The organism is Streptomyces sp. NPDC033131 (genome assembly GCF_055578365.1).
Genome location: NZ_JBVIPA010000005.1, coordinates 201,657 through 219,252, shown reverse-complemented (window position 1 = coordinate 219,252; position 17,596 = coordinate 201,657). Strand labels below are relative to the sequence as shown.

The 17,596-nt window shown below is 72.6% G+C and carries 17 protein-coding genes; 5 read left to right on the top strand and 12 right to left on the bottom strand.

The features are described 5' to 3' along the window. Window positions 1-72 precede the first annotated feature (72 nt). Both ACZ5XS_RS09760 and ACZ5XS_RS09755 read right to left on the bottom strand, forming a co-directional pair. Entirely contained in the window at window positions 73-1,647 is a 1,575-nt protein-coding gene (locus ACZ5XS_RS09760) for an alkaline phosphatase D family protein (RefSeq protein WP_468649502.1), read from the bottom strand. Window positions 1,648-2,002: 355 nt separating this feature from the next. Beyond that, window positions 2,003-2,833, bottom strand: a complete 831-nt coding sequence (locus ACZ5XS_RS09755) for an alpha/beta fold hydrolase (RefSeq protein WP_468649500.1) — start codon at window positions 2,831-2,833, stop codon at window positions 2,003-2,005. A 151-nt stretch (window positions 2,834-2,984) separates the two neighbouring features. Between ACZ5XS_RS09755 and ACZ5XS_RS09750 the strand changes: the two genes are divergently transcribed. Both ACZ5XS_RS09750 and ACZ5XS_RS09745 read left to right on the top strand, forming a co-directional pair. Beyond that, the gene (locus ACZ5XS_RS09750; RefSeq protein WP_468649498.1) at window positions 2,985-3,869 is read left to right on the top strand and encodes an RNA polymerase sigma-70 factor; all 885 of its coding nucleotides are present in this window, start codon (window positions 2,985-2,987) and stop codon (window positions 3,867-3,869) included. Window positions 3,870-3,998: 129 nt separating this feature from the next. Beyond that, a complete protein-coding gene (locus ACZ5XS_RS09745; protein ID WP_468649496.1) occupies window positions 3,999-4,760 on the top strand; it encodes a GntR family transcriptional regulator in 762 nt (253 codons plus the stop codon). Between the two features lie 269 nt (window positions 4,761-5,029). Here the strand turns inward: ACZ5XS_RS09745 and ACZ5XS_RS09740 are convergent, their stop codons facing one another. The 3 genes from ACZ5XS_RS09740 to ACZ5XS_RS09730 form a co-directional block, all read right to left on the bottom strand. Continuing rightward, entirely contained in the window at window positions 5,030-6,187 is a 1,158-nt protein-coding gene (locus ACZ5XS_RS09740; protein WP_468649494.1) for an ROK family protein, read from the bottom strand. A 214-nt stretch (window positions 6,188-6,401) separates the two neighbouring features. Then, complete coding sequence (locus tag ACZ5XS_RS09735) at window positions 6,402-7,064, bottom strand: response regulator (protein ID WP_468649492.1); 663 nt, start codon at window positions 7,062-7,064, stop codon at window positions 6,402-6,404. A 14-nt stretch (window positions 7,065-7,078) separates the two neighbouring features. Then, window positions 7,079-8,248: a sensor histidine kinase gene (locus ACZ5XS_RS09730; RefSeq protein WP_468649490.1), complete on the bottom strand. Its 1,170-nt coding sequence runs from the start codon at window positions 8,246-8,248 to the stop codon at window positions 7,079-7,081. Between the two features lie 108 nt (window positions 8,249-8,356). On the opposite strand from ACZ5XS_RS09730, the gene ACZ5XS_RS09725 reads away from it, so the two are divergent. From ACZ5XS_RS09725 to ACZ5XS_RS09715, 3 genes are read left to right on the top strand one after another with little or no spacing between them, the layout of a single operon-like run. After that, a complete protein-coding gene (locus tag ACZ5XS_RS09725; protein ID WP_468649488.1) occupies window positions 8,357-9,292 on the top strand; it encodes an ABC transporter ATP-binding protein in 936 nt (311 codons plus the stop codon). 1 nt (window position 9,293) lies between these two features. Then, entirely contained in the window at window positions 9,294-10,019 is a 726-nt protein-coding gene (locus ACZ5XS_RS09720) for an ABC-2 transporter permease (protein ID WP_468649486.1), read from the top strand. 57 nt (window positions 10,020-10,076) lie between these two features. Further along, window positions 10,077-10,523, top strand: coding sequence for a hypothetical protein (locus ACZ5XS_RS09715; RefSeq protein WP_468649484.1), 447 nt, complete (start codon window positions 10,077-10,079; stop codon window positions 10,521-10,523). A 4-nt stretch (window positions 10,524-10,527) separates the two neighbouring features. On the opposite strand, the gene mug is transcribed toward ACZ5XS_RS09715, so the two are convergent. The 7 genes from mug to ACZ5XS_RS09680 all read right to left on the bottom strand — a co-directional run bounded on the left by mug (window position 10,528) and on the right by ACZ5XS_RS09680 (window position 17,565). Continuing rightward, window positions 10,528-11,076, bottom strand: a complete 549-nt coding sequence (gene mug, locus ACZ5XS_RS09710) for a G/U mismatch-specific DNA glycosylase (RefSeq protein WP_468649676.1) — start codon at window positions 11,074-11,076, stop codon at window positions 10,528-10,530. Then, on the bottom strand, window positions 11,073-12,515 hold the full coding sequence (purB, locus tag ACZ5XS_RS09705) for an adenylosuccinate lyase (RefSeq protein ID WP_468649482.1): 1,443 nt from the start codon (window positions 12,513-12,515) through the stop codon (window positions 11,073-11,075). Before purB ends, mug begins: the two co-directional genes overlap by 4 nt. Before the next feature lie 242 nt (window positions 12,516-12,757). Next, window positions 12,758-13,540, bottom strand: coding sequence for an SGNH/GDSL hydrolase family protein (locus ACZ5XS_RS09700; RefSeq protein WP_468649480.1), 783 nt, complete (start codon window positions 13,538-13,540; stop codon window positions 12,758-12,760). A 115-nt stretch (window positions 13,541-13,655) separates the two neighbouring features. Then, entirely contained in the window at window positions 13,656-14,669 is a 1,014-nt protein-coding gene (locus tag ACZ5XS_RS09695) for a hemolysin family protein (protein ID WP_468649478.1), read from the bottom strand. After that, entirely contained in the window at window positions 14,666-16,000 is a 1,335-nt protein-coding gene (locus ACZ5XS_RS09690) for a hemolysin family protein (RefSeq protein ID WP_468649476.1), read from the bottom strand. The genes ACZ5XS_RS09695 and ACZ5XS_RS09690 overlap by 4 nt, the downstream gene beginning before the upstream one ends. Before the next feature lie 159 nt (window positions 16,001-16,159). Beyond that, a complete protein-coding gene (locus ACZ5XS_RS09685) occupies window positions 16,160-16,585 on the bottom strand; it encodes a GNAT family N-acetyltransferase (RefSeq protein WP_468649474.1) in 426 nt (141 codons plus the stop codon). 56 nt (window positions 16,586-16,641) lie between these two features. Beyond that, window positions 16,642-17,565 carry an LLM class F420-dependent oxidoreductase gene (locus tag ACZ5XS_RS09680; protein WP_468649472.1) on the bottom strand — a complete coding sequence of 308 codons (924 nt, stop codon included), beginning with the start codon at window positions 17,563-17,565 and terminating at the stop codon, window positions 16,642-16,644. Window positions 17,566-17,596 lie beyond the last annotated feature (31 nt).

Below are 17,596 nucleotides of genomic sequence, written 5' to 3'. Positions count from 1 at the left end.
AAAAGATAGTTCCGTACCTTTTGTTTTTCTTTATACGATTCTGATGTGGCCGTTGCGGCCTCCTGCTGCCCGTTACTGGCCGACCCGGCCCGGCTGGAGCACCTGTGTGAACAGCACGGTGCCGTCCTGTTCCCGCAGCCGTACCGTCATCTCTCCGCTGTCCCCGTCGATGTCGACCTCGCCGAAGAACTGGTATCCGCCTGCCGGGGAGACGTTGGCCGTGGTGGGCGCCTTCACGAAGACGCGGTCCGGGCCGAAGGTGCCGTCCAGCGCGTTCGCCGGGAAGGCGCCCGCGTTGAGCGGTCCGGAGACGAACTCCCAGAACGGCGCGAAGTCCTTGAACGCGGCCCGCGACGGGTCGTAGTGCTGGGCCGAGGTGTAGTGGACGTCGGCCGTGAGCCACACCGTGCCGGTGATCCGCCGGTGCTTGACGAACCGCAGCAGTTCGGCGATCTGCAGCTCCCGGCCGAGCGGCGCGCCGGGATCGCCCTGCGCGACCGCCTCGATGTGGGGCTTGCCGTCGCCGGTGTCCGGGACGACCAGGCCCAGCGGCATGTCGGAGGCGATCACCTTCCACACCGCCCGGGAGCGGGCCAGCTCGCGCTTGAGCCATTCCAGCTGCTCGCGGCCGAGGATGCCCTGCGGGTCGGTGGTCTGGTTGTCCGGCGAGTTCGCGTTGCGGTACGTGCGCATGTCCAGGACGAAGACGTCGAGGAGCGGGCCGTGGTGCTGCACCCGGTGGACCCGGCCGTCGGGGCGGCGCAGGGTCGAGATCGGGAAGTACTCCGAGAAGGCCTGCCGGGCGCGGGCGGCGAGGACGTCGACGTTCTTCTCCGTGTACCGGGTGTCGGCGAGGATTTCCCCCGGGAACCAGTTGTTGGTGACCTCGTGGTCGTCCCACTGGATGATGGAGGGGACCCGGGCGTTGAAGCGCCTGAGGTTCTCGTCGAGCAGGTTGTAGCGGAAGTTGCCGCGGAACTCCGCCAGCGTCTCGGCGACCTTCGACTTCTCCGCGGTGGTGATGTTCCGCCAGGTCCGCCCGTCCGGCAGGGCCACGGTCTCGGTGAGCGGGCCGTCGGCGTAGATGTTGTCGCCGCTGCAGAGGAAGAAGTCCGGGTCGAGGGCGCCCATCGCCTCGTAGATGCGGTAGCCGCCGAGCTCCGGGTTGATGCCCCAGCCCTGCCCGGCCAGATCGCCCGACCAGACGAACCGCACGCCGTCGCGTCGCCGGTCGGACGCCGTACGGAAGGTGCCGGTCACCGGCTCGCCGGTGCGGCGCGGGTCGTCCGGGTCGGCGAGCAGCACGCGATAGTGGATCTGTTCGCCGGCCGGCAGCCCGCGCAGCCGGGTCGTGCCGGCGAAGTCCGTGTCCGCGCCGAGCAGCGGCCCGTGCCATCGGCGGGCGTTGCGGAACGACTCGGTGGCGGACGTCTCCACGACCATCCGCGCCGGACGGTCGGAACGCACCCACACGAGCCCCGAGTCGCTGGTGACGTCTCCCGTCTGCACGCCCCAGCCCGCCCGGGGGCGCCCGGACAGCGCGAAGGCGGGCGCCGCACCGACGGCGGGGGACAGGGTCAGGGTCGCCGAGGCGGCCAGGGAGCCGCGCAGGACGCTGCGGCGGCCCGGGAACGGACGGTGTGTCATGGATGCGCCTCCGGGGACGGGTTCCGGCCAGTGTGCAGTGACACAATTACTGGTACGGCTCAGCCCGCACGGAAACCACGAGTGAACACGTGGACAACGGACCGCGGGACGGGGAATCCGGCGCAGAGCCCCCGTCCGGACGCGGACGCACGTCAAGGTCCTCGCGTGCCGGCGGGGCTCCGCGGCGCCAGGCGGCCAGCCGCCGCGCCGGCTCGCCCCGCCGCCGTGGTGCGCCGGCCGTACCCCGCCCGTGCCGGACACGCGCGTCGGCGCGGTCCGGCTTCGGCGGAGGGAAGCCGAGTCGTCTCCCGGCTACCGGACGAGGCCGGGCCCGTCAGCGGCTGTCAGGGGGGTGTCAGCGGCTGCCGTCGAGGATGACGCGAGCGACCAGCGCGGGGTCGTCGTTCATCGGGCAGTGGCCGCAGCCGGGCAGCCGCACCAGCCGCGCCCGGGGGATGATCTGCTTGGCGCGTACGCCCTGGCGCCGGATGAGCAGGCGGTCCTTCGTGCCCCAGGCGAGGGTGACGGGAACGCCGGGCACGTCGTCGGTGAACTGGACGCTCGTGCCGGACCGGAGAGTCTCGGCGAACCCCGTCGCCCGCGCCAGCGCCAGCGTCTCGGCCACGACGGCCTCCGGCGAACGGCGGGTCGGTCGGGCGTAGATGGTGCTCGTCAGGGCCGCGCGGCCGGCGGCCGTGCGCGCCAGCCGCTCGACCATCGGGAGCGGCATCCGTTCGGCGATCCGCCGCATCGCGAGGAGTACGCCGAAGGCGTAGCGCCGCTCGGCCTGCGACCAGAACCCGGCCGGGGACAGGGCGGTGACCGACCTCACGAGCCGGTCGCGGCCGAGCTCCAGGGCGAGCAGGCCGCCGAGCGAGTTGCCCGCCACGTGCGGCCGGTCGAGCTCCATGGCCTCGCAGAAGGCGCCGAACACCGAGGTGGTCGTGGACAGGTCGTACGACAGGCCCTCGGGCAGACCGGGGGACACCCCGAACCCGGGCAGGTCCACGGCGATCACGTCGCGCTCGGTCGCGAGGATGTCCACGATCGGGTCCCACGCCTGCCGGTGGTGACCTATGCCGTGCAGCAGGAGCAGCGGTTCACCACGGCCCGCGCGCGTGTAGGAGACGGTGACGGGCCGGGGCCCTCGCGGGGAGGGCACTTCGAAGGAGATCGTGGTGGACATGGGGCTGCTCCTCGACGGTGGGGCTCGTGGACGACCGCGGCGTAGACATGTTGTCAGCAATTGCTACCGGCGGGTAGCCCCTTGGGCCCCTGGGGCGGCGCGCCACCGAGGCCGCCTGGACACGGCCCCGGGCGTCCGCTGGGATGGAGCCGTGACCGCCGACACCGTGACCGACGTCTTCGAAGAGCACCGCCCCGTCCTCCTGGGTGTCGCCTACCGCATGCTCGGGCGGGTGGCCGACGCGGAGGACGTGGTGCAGGAGGCCTGGCTGCGCTGGTCGGGAGCCGACCGCACCGAGGTGCGGGAACCGCGGGCCTATCTGGTGCGCGTCACCACCCGCCTCGCCATCGACCGGCTGCGCCAGGTCAAGGCTCGGGGCGAGACGTACGTCGGCCCGTGGCTGCCGGAGCCGTACGTCACCGACTTCGGGGACACCGTGCCCGACACCGCGGAGCGGGCGGTGCTCGCCGACTCCGTCTCCCTGGCCGTCCTCGTCGTCCTGGAGTCGCTGTCGCCGCTGGAGCGCGCGGTGTTCGTCCTCCGCGAGGCATTCGGTTACCCGTACGCCGACATCGCCGCCATGCTGGAGCGCGGCGAACCGGCCGTGCGGCAGCTCGCGGGGAGGGCGCGCAAACACGTCGAGGAGCGCCGGCCGCGCTACCAGGTCGACCCCGTCCAGCGCCGTGATCTCACCGAGCGTTTCCTCGCCGCCGCCGGGGAGGGGGATCTGGAGGGGCTGATGTCCCTGCTCGCCCCGGACGTCCGCCTCGTCGGCGACAGCGGTGGCAAGGCGAAGGCGCCGCTGCGGGTCGTGGAGACCGCCGACAAGGTGGGCCGCTTCATCATCGGCGCCGCCCAGAAGGGCCTTCCCGACGTGTCCTTCCGCTTCCTGGAGCTCAACGCGGGCCCCGCGCTCCTGGTCCTGTCGGGCGGCAGCCCCGACTCCGTCTTCCAGCTGGACGTCCTGGACGGTCGCATCCAGTCCGTCTACGTCATCCGCAACCCCGACAAGCTGCGGTCCCTGGCCGCCTGCTGACACTCGGTGCCCTGGGCATTGGTCTTGACCAAGGGTGGGGGCCGTCCTATGGTCGCAGAGAAGTGCAACAACCTTTAATAAACAAGGGCGTTAAAACGCCGCCGGATTACGGCGATTGCGGAGGACAGGGTGGGGACCACGCAGCTGGAAACGGTGCCGGAACCGAAGTACTGGCATCTCAAGACCGTGCTCAGTGAGGCATTGGACACCGAGTTCACGGTGGGCGAGATCCTGCCCAACGAGCGCGACCTCGCCGCCCGCTTCGGCGTCGCCCGCGCCACACTCCGTCAGGCCCTGGAACAGCTCGAACTGGAAGGCCGCCTCCAGCGCCGCCGCGGAGTCGGTACGACGGTCGCCCCGCCCCGCGTGGGCGTGGCCGTCGGCACGGAACAGCACGCCTGGCCGGGCGCGGCCGGCGACGACTGGCAGCCCGTCGACTCCACGCCCCAGGTGCCGCCCGCGGCCGTGGCCGCCGCGCTGGAGACCGCGGCCGACCAGCCGGTCCACGTGGTGCGCCGCTCCCGTACCACCCACGGCCAGCCCGTGGCCGCCGAACTGCTCTACGTCGCCCAGTCGGCGGTGCCCGACCTCTCCGCCATAGACGCGCCCGCCGGAGCGGCACGCGCGCGTGCCGTGCTGCGCGAGCTCCAGCGCCTGGAACTGGACGGCCGGGAGAGCGCCGTCGAGCTGGGCTCCGCCCGCGCGGACGACGCCCGGGAACTGGACCGGCTCCCCGGGGCGCCCGTCCTCGTGGTCACCACCCGTTACCTCGCCGAGGGCCGGACGGCCGCGGTCTCCGTCGCCACGTACCGCGCGGACACCTGCCGGCTGACCTTCGGGGACTCCGGCGGTGTGGAGGTCCACCAGGGCCCGGAGCGCCGGGCGTCCTGACCCCGTCGCAGTGCCCCGCGTCGAGCGCCCCGGAGCCGTTTCCGGGGCGCTGTTCCCTGTCCGACGCCCTCAGGGGTTCTTTCCCTATGCCCGTCCGGGTCGCGCGGCCTGGCACCGCACCTCGCCGCGTTGCCGAAACGCCCACGTGGCTCCTCCCCCACGCTCGAACAACCTCGCGCGGGGGGACCCCATCGCGGCCGCTCCGGCGCCTTGCGATGCACGGCACCGGACCACGCGACCTGATCGGACGCTCAAAGTGAAAGGACCCCTCAGCGGCGCGCCGTCACCGTGCCCTCCACCGCGAACAGCTGCTCCTCCACATGGTCGAGCGCCAGCCGTAGCGCGCCCGTCGCCACCGCGGCCTCGCCGAGGAGCGACAGGGCCACCTTCGGGGGCCGCAGACAGTAGCGTGCCAACTCGCGTCGCAGGGGCTCCAGTACACCGTCGAGGCCCGCGGCCCAGCCGCCGACGACGACGAGTTCCGGGTCGAGGGCCAGGACCAGCGCCGCCACGTCGTGGACGAGCCGCTGGATGAAGCGGTCGACGGCCGCGCGGGCCCGCTGGTCGCCCTCGCGGGCCTGCGCGAAGACCTTGGCGACGGCCTGCTCGTCCAGGGGGTGCAGGGGCGTGTCCGTGGTGGACAGCAGCGTCTCCGGGGTGACCTCGCGCCCGAGCAGGTGCAGGGCGCCGATCTCGCCCGCCGCTCCGCCGTAGCCCCGGTGCAGCTGCCCGCCGATCAGGGCGCCGGCGCCCGGGCTCAGCCCGGCCAGAACGAACACGACGTCGTCGGACTCGATGGCGGAGCCCTTCCAGTGCTCGGCGACCGCCGCGGCGTTGGCGTCGTTCTCGACCAGGACCGGGCACTTGAAGGAACGGCTCAGCCGCTCGCCCAGCCGCAGCCCCGTCCACTCGGGCAGCGCGGTCCCCAGCCGAACCGTTCCGTCCGCCTCGACGATCCCCGGCGTGGCGACCCCCACGGCCCGCAGGGAGCCGCGCGAGATCCCGGCCCGACGCAGCAGTTCGGCCACCGCGGTGCGCACGCGTTCCAGGCGCTCGTCCGCCGAGGCCGTCTCGTCGACGTCCTTGGCCTGCGCGCCGATGATCCGGCCGTCCAGGTCGGACAGGAGCACGGCGACGCGGTGCGCGCCGATCTCCAGGCCCAGCAGATGACCGGCCTCGGCGCGGAACCGGAACCGGCGCGCGGGCCGCCCCTGCCGCCTGACGACGCTCTCGTCGGCCGCCTTCTCGACGACGTACCCCGCCTCGATGAGCCCCTCGACGACACCCTCGACGGTCGGCCGGGACAGTCCGGTCACCCGGGTGATCTCGGTCAGCGTCGCGCAGTCCGTGGCACGCAGCGCGTGCAGCACCACCGCGGAATTGATCCTCCGCAGCAGCGAGGGATCCCCGCCGGTCAGCCGCCCCAACGTCCGTCCTCCCAGCTCGTGCGCGTGTTGGCCGGATCGTACTCGGCGCGGCGGACCCCGGCGAGTGCCGGGACGCGCGAGCCGCCCGCCCGCTCCACCGACGGGTTCAGGTCGGCGGGGCGCTCGGGCCGCCGACAGGCTCAGGCCGGTGGGCAGCTCCGGCCCACCGACGGGCTCACAGCGACCGTCCGCCTCCCCCCTTCGGCGGTTCCGGTCAGCCGGGCGCCACGAACCCCGACTCGTACGCCGCGATCACGGCCTGCGTACGATCCCGCGCTCCCAGCTTCGCCAGTACGGCGCTGACGTGCGACTTCACCGTCTCCGTCCCCACGACCAGCCGGGCGGCGATCTCCGCGTTCGACAACCCGCGGGCCATCAGCCGCAGCACCTCGGCCTCCCGCTCGGTCAGCTGGGCGCGCTCCATCACCGCTCGGGCCGCGCGGTTGCCGCCGTCGTCGCCGTACTCGGCGGCGAGCTGCCGCACCGAGGCCGGGAACAGCAGCGACTCGCCCTCGGCGACCAGCCGCACCGCGTGCACGATCTCGGCCGGCCGCGCCCGCTTCAGCAGGAACCCGTCGGCACCGGCCCGCAGCGCCTCGTACACGTACTCGTCGTTCTCGAACGTCGTCACCACGAGGATCTTCGGCGGCTCGGCCACCGTCCGCAGCACCGCGCGGGTGGCCTCGATGCCGTCCAGGAGCGGCATCCGTACGTCCATGGCGACCACGTCGGGCCGCAGCTGCCGCACCAGCGGGATCACCGCCGCCCCGTCGGCCGCCTCCCCGACCACCTCGATGTCGGGCTGCGCCTCCAGCACGGCCCGCAGACCGGCACGTACGAGGGGCTCGTCGTCGACGAGGAGAACGGTGACCGGCATCCGGTCAGCGTAGATCAGCGCAACGGCAGCTCGACCCGCACCTGCCAGTCGCCCAGGTCCGGGCCGGTGCGCGCACGGCCGCCGAGCAGGGCCGCGCGCTCGCGGATGCCGCGCAGGCCGCTGCCCCGCCCGGGGCCGGGTATGCCGGCCGTGAGCGGGTTACGGACCTCCAGGCCGAGACTGCCGTCGTCGACCTCGATGCGGACCCGGACGGGGACGGCCCCCGCGTGCCGCAACACGTTGGTCAGCGACTCCTGGAGGATGCGGTAGCCCTCGCGGGAGACCGGTCCCGGCACGGTGTCCAGCGGCCCGGTCATGTCGACGTCGACCTTCGCCCCCGAGGCGCGGGCCGACTCCAGGAGCCGGTCGGCGTCGGTGAGCGTCGGACGGCTGCTGACCGGACGCTCCGACTCCCGCAGGATCCCGAGCACACGCTCCAGATCCTCCAGGGCCGCCCGGCCGGTCTCCTCGATCGCGACCAGGGCGCGGTCCGTGAACGCGGGATCGCCGGCCGCGCGCGCGGCACCGGCCTGCACCACGGCCACGGTCAGCGCATGGCCGATGGAGTCGTGCAGTTCGCGGGCGATACGGGTGCGCTCCAGGAGTTGTTCGGTCCGCTCCTCCAGGGCGGCGAGCCGCTCAGCGGGGGAGGGGCCCAGCAGGCGGTGGGCGAGTGCGGTGACGAGGTGACCGGAAGCGAGCACGGTCACCGCCAGCGCGACCAGTGCCGGGGGCACGAGCAGGATGTGCCACCAGCGGTGGCCGTCGACGGGGAACAGCAGGCCCTCGTCGATGCCGCCGCCGAGCGCCACCGACACCAGGTCCACCACGGTCAGGAGCAGGTTGAAGGTGAGCATCGAGGTCGCGCAGCCGAGCAGCAGCCGCAGCTCCAGCCACACGACGAGCCGCCCCCGGTCGCCCCAGGAGGCGGACGGCGCGACGACGATGTCGGTGTTCTCACTGTCGTGCCGGTGACCGGTCAGCAGCAGCCTGGCCTGCAGCCCTTCCACGGTGCGCATCGCGGGCACCAGCCCGGCCGGGACGAGCACCGCGGCCGCCACCACCCAGGTCCACCACGCTTCCTCGATGAACAGCCACATGCTCGGCCACACGATGGCGATGTACAGATGCAGCAATCGTGTGTACGTCACCGCCCGGCCGAACGGGCGCAGGATGCGGGCCATTTCGTCATCGTGCCAGCCGCCACCGACACCGGACCTCCCCCGCACGGGGGAGACGATCTCCACGCGCGGGGGAGGTGCCGGTTCCTCCCGCGCGGCCAGGCTGCTGCCATGACCAGCATCGACGTCCAGGACCTCAGCAAGGAGTACGGCACCCGGCGTGCCGTGGACCACCTCACCTTCCGTGTCCTCCCCGGCCGGGTCACCGGCTTCCTCGGCCCCAACGGCGCCGGAAAATCCACCACCATGCGGCTGGTGCTCGGCCTCGACCGGCCGGCCTCCGGCTCCGCCACGCTCGGCGGCCGGGCCTACGCCACGCTCCGTGAACCCCTGCACCACGTGGGCGCCCTGCTCGACGCGCAGGCCGCGCACGGCTCCCGCACCGGCCGCGACCACCTGCGCACCCTCGCGGCCGGCAACCGCATCCCGGACCGCCGGGTCGACGACGTGCTGGAGGAGACCGGGCTCGCCACGGTGGCCCGCCGCCGGGTGAAGACGTACTCCCTGGGCATGCGCCAGCGGCTGGGCATCGCGGCCGCCCTGCTCGGCGACCCCGAGGTGGTCATGCTCGACGAGCCCTCGAACGGCCTCGACCCCGAAGGCATCATCTGGATCCGCGAGTTGCTGCGCCGGCTCGCGGCCGAGGGGCGCACGGTCCTGGTGTCCAGCCATCTGATGAACGAGACCGCGTCCTTCGCCGACCATCTCGTCGTCCTCGGCCGCGGCCGTCTGCTCGCCGACACGCCGATGCGGGAGTTCATCCACGCCCGCGTGCGGCCCCGCGTACGCATCCGCACCTCGGACCCCACCGGGCTCAAGAGCGTGCTGGCACAGCACGGTCACGACGCCGAGCAGCACGGGGACGGGTACTGGACCGTGCACCACGCGCGCGTGGACGACATCGGCCGCCTGGTGTCCGCCGCGGGCGTGCCGGTCCTCGAACTCGCGGCGGAGGAAGCCACGTTGGAACAGGCCTACCTCGACCTCACGGCCTCGGAAACCGAGTTCGCCGCCCCCTCGTCCGCTACGCAGCCGCAGGAGGCCTGACATGCCGTTCGCACCCGTCCTCCGCGCCGAGTGGCTGAAGATCCGCACCCTGCGTTCGCTGTGGGGAGCGCTGCTGGCGGTGTTCGCCGCGACCACCGTGTTCTCCGCCGTCGCCGGGGTGTCCGAGACGTCCGACCCCGAGTTCGACCCGCTGTTCATGGCGCTGTCCGGGGTCGTCCCCGGTCAGATCGCGGCCATCTCCTTCGGCGCGCTGGCCGTGTCGTCCGAGTTCCACGGCGGCGGGCTGCGGTCGGCCCTCACCGCGGTGCCGCGGCGCGGGCGGTGGTTCGCGGCCAAGGTGACCGCGGTCGCCGTACCCGCCCTCCTCGTGGGGCTGCTCACCGCGTTCGCCGCGCTGGTCGTGGCGAGGGCCGGACTCGGCGACGCGGCGAGTGGGCTCGGCGTCGGGGAGCAGGCGCGCGGGGTCGCGGGCTGCGGGATCTACCTGATGCTGATGGCGCTGCTCGCTGCCGGACTCACGGCCCTGCTGCGCAGCGGGGTGGCCACGCTGTCCCTGCTGATCCCGTTCGTCCTCGTCGTCTCGTTCGTCGTCGGGGACGCGGCGGGCACGGTCGCCGACTTCCTGCCGGACAAGGCGGGCCAGGTGGTGCTTCACCAGACGTACGACGGCACCTTGGGGCCGTGGTCAGGACTTGCCGTGACCACGCTGTGGACCGCGGCGGCTCTGGTGGCGGGGGCGTGGAGCGTACGCCGGCGGGATGCCTGACGCCGGGGCCGTCTGACGCCATGCCAATTGTCAGTGGCGGCCGGTTTACTGGATCACATGGACAGTGCGAAGTACGTCGCCAAGCTCGACTCGCTGTGCGCCGAGGACCTGTCCGAGGCGCGCGGCGGGTCGGACCTCTTCATGGCGGGACCCGGTTACCGCATCGTGTCGTTAGCGGTGAGCCACGGCCTGCGAACGGGCGACGCGTCGCAGCGGGTGGAGACGGCGGACGACGTCCAGGCTCTCAAGGACCACCTCGCACAGCAGATGAACGGCCGTTGGGGCGAACAGCGGCCCAGCTGGGGGATGGTCACGATCAGGGTGCGCCTCGAGCGCGGAGAGGAGATACCGGAGCCGTGGGCCACGATGAGCATCCTGGTGGACGAGCTGGACCTGTGGCAGCCGGCCGGCACGGGACGCTGGATCGCCCTGGGCGTCGCGGACAAGGACGACGCCGACGAGGTCCACGTCCTCGCAGTCGCCTCCGACACGGACCCGCCCTGACCCGCTAGGTGCCTTCCGCCGCGGTCCGCAACCGCGCGAACTCCTCCGCCATCGTCGCCGCCGTCCAGTGCGCGTTCAGCCCGCTCGGATTCGGCAGCACCCACACGCGCGTGTCCCCGATCGTCCGCTCCTGCGGCCCCACTGTGGCCTTGCGGTCGTCGAAGGCGGCCCGGTAGGCGGTGACGCCGACCACGGCCAGCCAACGCGGGCGCAGGCGTGTCACCTTGAGCGCCAGAAGCCGGCCGCCCTCCTGGTACTCCTGTGCGCTCAGCTCGTCGGCCCGCGCGCTCGCCCGGGCCACGACGTTCGTGATGCCGAGCCCGTACGACAGCAGCTCCTGCTGTTCCGACGGCTTCAGAAGCCTCGGCGTGAACCCGGACAGATGCAGCACCGGCCAGAACCGGTTGCCGGGCCGGGCGAAGTGGTGGCCCGTCGCGGCCGTCATCAGACCGGGGTTGATACCGCAGAACAGCACGCGCAGACCGTCCGCGACGACATCCGGCACCAGACGGTCGCGGGCGGCCTCCAACTCCTCGGGGGTGAAGCGCGTCAGAGGATCGCTCCGGGGGTGTAGCCCGCGGCCTCGGGACGCTGCTTCACGATCTCCTCGATGCGGCCGACCACCGTCGCGACCTGGTCGGCCGCGGCGCCCGTGAAGGACAGCTTGTCCGCCATCAGCGCGTCCAGCTGGGCACGGTCGAGCGGGATGCGCTCGTCGGCGGCCAGCTTGTCGAGCAGTTCGTTGCGCTCGGCGCCCTGCTCGCGCATCGCCAGCGCGGAGGCCACCGCGTTCTCCTTGATCGCCTCGTGCGCGAGCTCACGGCCGACGCCCGCGCGCACCGCGCCCATCAGCACCTTGGTGGTGGCCAGGAACGGCAGGTAGCGGTCGAGTTCACGCGCGACGACCGCCGGGAAGGCGCCGAACTCGTCGAGCACCGTCAGGAACGTCTCCAGCAGGCCGTCGAGCGCGAAGAACGCGTCCGGGAGGGCCACCCGGCGCACCACCGAGCAGGACACGTCGCCCTCGTTCCACTGGTCGCCGGCCAGTTCGCCGGTCATCGACGCGTAGCCGCGCAGGATGACCATCAGGCCGTTGACGCGCTCGCAGGAACGGGTGTTCATCTTGTGCGGCATCGCGGACGAGCCGACCTGGCCCGGCTTGAAGCCCTCGGTGACCAGCTCGTGCCCGGCCATCAGGCGGATCGTCTTCGCCAGCGACGACGGCGCCGCCGCCAGCTGCACCAGCGAGGTCACGACCTCATAGTCCAGCGAACGCGGGTAGACCTGGCCCACCGAGGTGAACGCCTGCGAGAAGCCCAGGTGCCCGGCGATCCGCTGCTCCAGCTCCGAGAGCTTGGCCGCGTCCCCGCCCAGCAGGTCCAGCATGTCCTGCGCGGTACCGACCGGGCCCTTGATGCCGCGCAGCGGATAGCGGCCGAGGAGCTCCTCGACCCGGCCGTACGCCACGAGCAGCTCGTCGGCCGCGGTCGCGAACCGCTTGCCGAGCGTGGTCGCCTGCGCGGCGACGTTGTGCGAGCGGCCGGCCATGACCAGCTCGCCGTACTCGCCCGCCAGCTTCCCGAGCCGTGCCAGCACGGCCACCGTACGGTCGCGCACCAGCTCCAGCGACAGCCGGATCTGCAGCTGCTCCACGTTCTCGGTCAGGTCGCGCGAGGTCATGCCCTTGTGCACCTGCTCGTGCCCGGCGAGGTCGTTGAACTCCTCGATCCGCGCCTTCACGTCGTGCCGCGTGACCTTCTCGCGCTCGGCGATCGAGGCCAGGTCGACCTGGTCGAGGACACGCTCGTAGTCGGCGATCGCCGCGTCCGGCACCTCGATCCCGAGGTCCTTCTGGGCCCGCAGCACGGCGAGCCAGAGCTGACGCTCCAGCCTCACCTTCTGCTCGGGCGACCAGAGCGTGGCGAGCTCGGTCGAGGCGTAGCGTCCGGCGAGGACGTTCGGGATGCGGGGCTTGGCGGGAGCGGAAGTCACGTGTACGGATTCTACTGGCGATTCCTGCAGGCCAGCGCCGCGGGTGTGTTCGTCGGAACCTACGAGAGCGCCGCGGCGAGGCCGGCCGGCACCTTCGCGGCCCACAGCTCCGGCCCACGCGCAGGTGGGCGCCCTTCCGCGCGATCACGCCACCGTGTCCAGGAGGTCCGGCCGCTCCGGCTGACACGACCCGGCACTTCGCCACGGCCTTCGCCCGCGTGCCACCCGCAGGGCAGGCCGGGCTACTCCGTCGGCCGCTCGTAGGGCCGCAGGTCCGGACGTTTCGGCGGCAGTCCGTCGCCCGAGGAGCGGCCCGTCAGCCGGCGGGCGATCCACGGCAGCAGGTACTGCCGGGCGAACCGGACGTCCGCGGTCCGGCGGGCGGCCCAGCCCGGCGGCAGGGTGAGCGGCAGCGGCGTGTGCCACTCGGTGTCCTCGGGTTCGTAACCGAGCGACTGCCAGACCGCCTCGGCGACCCGGCGGTGGCCCTCCGCCGTCAGGTGCAGCCGGTCCACGTCCCACATCCGCGGGTCGCCGAGCGAGGGCGCCCCGTACAGGTCGACGACCAGGGCGCCGTGCTGGGCGGCGAGAGTGTCGACACACTCGAACAGCTCCTCCATGCGCGGCCGGAAACGCTCCAGGACCGGGCCCTGGCGCCCCGGGCTGCGCATCAGCACCAGTTGCTTGCAGGACGGGGCGAGCCGCTCCACGGCCTCCGTCAGCAGGGCGCGCACCCGCCCCATGTCGCACTTGGGGCGGAGCGTGTCGTTGAGCCCGCCGACCAGCGTGACCACATCGGCCTGCATGGCCGCCGCCACGTCGATCTGCTCGGCGACGATCTGTCCGATCAGCTTGCCGCGCACCGCGAGGTTCGCGTACCGGAAGCCGGGGGAGTGGGCGGCCATCCGCCCGGCGAGCAGGTCGGCCCAGCCTCGGTAGGTGCCGTCCGGCAGCAGGTCCGACATGCCCTCGGTGAAGGAGTCGCCGACCGCGACCAGGCTGGTGTGTGTGGGGTTCGTCTGCATGGCGTCAGCGATGGTAACCCGGGGCCATACCCGCCGGTCGGTCGGCCCGGGCTCCCCGCTTCACCGGACACGCCCACCGACGGATCAGCACCCGCCCGCTGCCGCGCTCAACCGCTCACGCCCGCTGCCCGAACAGCTCCCGCAGCACGTCCTCCATGGTCACCAGACCGGTCAGCCGCCCGTCCGCGCCCAGCACCGCCGCCAGGTGCGTACGACTGCCCCGCATCGCCGTGAGCACGTCGTCCAGCGGCGTGCTCTCCCGGATCCGGGCGATGGGCCGCATGTCCCTCTGCTGGAACGGCAGGTCGCGCGGCAGCTTGTCGAGCGCGTCCTTCACATGCAGGTAGCCGGTGATCCGGCGCCCCTCGTCCACCACGGGGAAGCGGGAGTAGCCGGTCTCGGCCGACAGCATCTCCAGCCGCTCGGGTGTCACGCCCAGGTACACGTAGGCGACGCGGTCCAGCGGGAGTACGACGTCCCGCACGGGCCTGCGCCCCAGCTCCAGCGCGTCGTGCAGCCGCTCCCGGGCACGGTCGTCGATCAGCCCCGCCTCGCCGGAGTCCCGGACGATCCGGGCCAGCTCGGCGTCCGAGAAGGTGGCCGTGACCTCGTCCTTGACCTCCACCTTGAGCAGCTTCAGCAGGGCGTTGGCGAAGGCGTTGACCGTGAAGATCACCGGGCGCAGCGCCCGGGACAGGGCGACCAGCGGCGGGCCGAGCAGCAGCGCGGTGCGCACCGGCTCGGCGAGCGCGATGTTCTTCGGCACCATCTCGCCGAGCAGCATGTGCAGATACGTCGCCAGGGTCAGCGCGATCACGAAGGAGACCGCGTGTCCGGCACTCGTGGGCATGCCCATGGCGTGGAACGCCGGCTCCAGAAGATGCGCGATGGCCGGCTCGGCGACCACACCCAGCACCAGGGTGCACAGGGTGATGCCGAGCTGTGCGGCCGCCATCAGCGCGGACACGTGCCGCAGCCCCCACAGCACGCTCTTCGCGCGCCGGTCGCCCTGGTCGGCGTGGGGCTCGATCTGGCTGCGGCGCACGGAGATCAGGGCGAACTCGGCGCCCACGAAGAAGGCGTTGACGACGAGGGTCGCCAGACCGATCAGCAACTGGACGGCGGTCACGTGCCTTCCACCTCCGTCATCTCGTCGTTCAGCGGTGCGTGCAGCAGCAGCCGGGCGGCCCGGCGGCCCGAGGCGTCCACCACGTCCAGCCGCCAGCCCGTGACCTCGATGCGGTCACCGACGGCGGGGATGCGGCCGAGCTCCGTCGCGACGAGTCCGGCCAGGGTCTCGTACGGCCCCTCGGGCGTCCTCAGGCCGACGCGGGCGAGCTGGTCGGTGCGGGCGGAGCCGTCCGCGGAGTACAGGGTGCGGCCGTCGTCGTCGGTGCCGGCGAGGGCCAGGTCGGGCGTCTCGTGCGGGTCGTGCTCGTCCCGTACCTCGCCGACGACCTCCTCGACGATGTCCTCCAGCGTGGCCACGCCCGCCGTACCGCCGTACTCGTCGATGACCACGGCCATCGTCCGTTTGCCGGCCAGCCGGTCCAGGAGCCGGTCGACGGTGAGGGACTCCGGGACCAGCAGCGGCTCACGCATGAGTTCGGAGACGGGGACGCGGAGGCGGCGGTCGGCGGGAATCGCCAGGACGTCCTTGATGTGCGCGGTGCCCACGACCGAGTCGAGGCTGCCGCGGTAGACGGGGAAGCGGGACAGTCCCGTAGCCCTGGTGGCGTTCGCCACGTCCTCGCAGGTCGCCTGCGCGTCCAGGGCGATGACCTGCACGCGCGGTGTCATCACGTTCTCCGCGGTCAGGTCGGCCAGGTTCAGCGTCCTGACGAACAGCTCGGCGGTGTCCGCCTCCAGGGCGCCCTCCCGGGCGGAGTACCGGGCCAGCGCCGCCAGCTCCTGCGGCCCGCGCGCGGAGGCCAGTTCCTCGGCGGGGTCCAGGCCGAAGAGCCGCACCGCGCGGTTGGCGGTGTTGTTGAGGTGGGTGATGAAGGGGCGGAACGCCGCGCTGAACCAGCGCTGCGCGTTGCCCACCCGCTTGGCCACGGCCAGCGGCGAGGAGATCGCCCAGTTCTTCGGCACCAGCTCGCCGACGACCATCAGGAAGACCGTCGACAGGGCCGTGCCGAGCACCAGGGCGAGCGAGCTCGCCGTGGAGCGCGAGATGCCCATGGATTCCAGCGGGCCCGCGATCAGCGCGGCGATCGACGGCTCGGCGAGCATGCCGACCACCAGGTTGGTGACCGTGATGCCGAGCTGCGCGCCGGAGAGCTGGAAGGTCAGGCTCCGTACGGCCTTGAGGGCCCCGGCCGCGCCGCGCTCGCCGCGCTCGGCGGCGCGCTCCAGTTCGCCGCGCTCGACGGTGGTCAGCGAGAACTCGGCGGCGACGAAGGCGCCACAGGCCAGTGAGAGCAGGATCGCCACCAGCAGCAGGAGCACTTCTGTCATCGGGTCACCTCCGTCCCATGGTCGGACAGGGCAGGGAGGATCGCGCGATGTCGCGTACTGGGAGGCTCGCCCATGGGCGGACGCTCACACCTTTCATGGAGGACCGAGTGGCCCAGCAAGGGTAAAGGATGGGCAAAAGAGTGCGATTGAGGTCCGGAGCTAGTCCGTGAGGGGCTTCACCCAGCGCCGCCACTTCTCCTCGGGCGTGTACCCGGCGGCCCGCCACGCGTGGTGCGCGGTCTCGTTGCGGGTGAGCACCATCGCGTCCCCGCGGCGCCCGCCGAGCCGTACGAAACGCTCCTCGGCGGCCGTGAGCAGGGCGCCGCCGATGCCCCGGCGGCGGCGGTCCGGGTGCACCGCGAGCCGGTACAGATGGCAGCGCCAGCCGTCGAAGCCGGCGATCACCGTGCCGACCAGCTCCCCGTCGAGCTCGGCCAGGATCAGCGCCTCGGGGTCGCGGGCGACCAGCCGCTCCACACCGCCCCGGTCGTCGCTGATGCTCGTCCCCTCGGCGGCCACCTTCCAGAAGGCCAGCACGGTGTCCAGGTCGTCGGGCGTCGCGGCCCGTATCCGCAGGTCGGTCATACGGCGATCCCATCACGCCCGCCGGACCGGGACGCGGAATTCCATGATCCGGACGGCTATCGGCCCCGCAGCCGGGCGACCACCGGCGCGAACGCCTCCATGTACGGCTCCAGCACGGTCAGATAGGAGAACCCGTACCGCTCGCGCTGCGCCAGCACCTTCGCGGTGATCTCCTCCAGGGAGCCGGCCAGCACGAGGGGCAGTTCCAGGGCCTGCGCCACGGTCAGGTCCGGCACCCGCTCCACGAGGGGCCGCACGGCGGCCTCCGGGTCGTCGGTGATCACCACCAGCTGGATGAGGAGGTTGCGCTCGGCCGGCTCCGCGCGCCCCTTCGCCAGGTCCTGGTACCGGGCCACGCGCTCGTCGAGTTCCTCGGGTGTGATCGGCACCAGCCTGCCCGCCGTGTCCCCGGGCACCGGGCGCGCACCGGTGAAGGCCGCGATGTCGGCGTGCTCGGCGGTGAGCCGCAGCATGCGGTCGCCGTTGCCGCCGACCATGAGCGGCACCCGGGGCTGCGCAGGCCGCGGCACGGGGTTCTCCTCGCTCGGGCGAAGCCGAGCGTGCGGGAGTTCCGAGGAGCCGAGGAGGCGCTCCAACTCCTCGATCGTGCGCTGGAGACGGTCGACCCGCTCGCCCGGCGAGCCGTACGGCAGCCCGGCCGTCTCGTGCTCGGCCTGGACGTATCCCGTGCCGAGGCCGAGCTCCAGCCGCCCGCCGGTCAGCGCGTCGGTCGTGGCGACCTCCCGGGCCAGCAGCGCGGGGTTCCAGAAACCGGCGTTGAGCACGAACGTGCCCAGCCTGGGCCGCTGGGTCGCCTCCGCCGCCGCGACCAGGGCCGGGAAGGGCGCGACCATACCGAGATGGTCGGGGACCAGGATCACGTCGTAACCGAGCTGCTCGGCCCGCCGGCACTTGGCCCGCCAGTCCTCGGCGGGCGCGGGGACGATCATACTGGCACCGAAGCGGAACGGACGCGACATGAACTCTCCTCAGCGGCAAGCGACTTGAGCA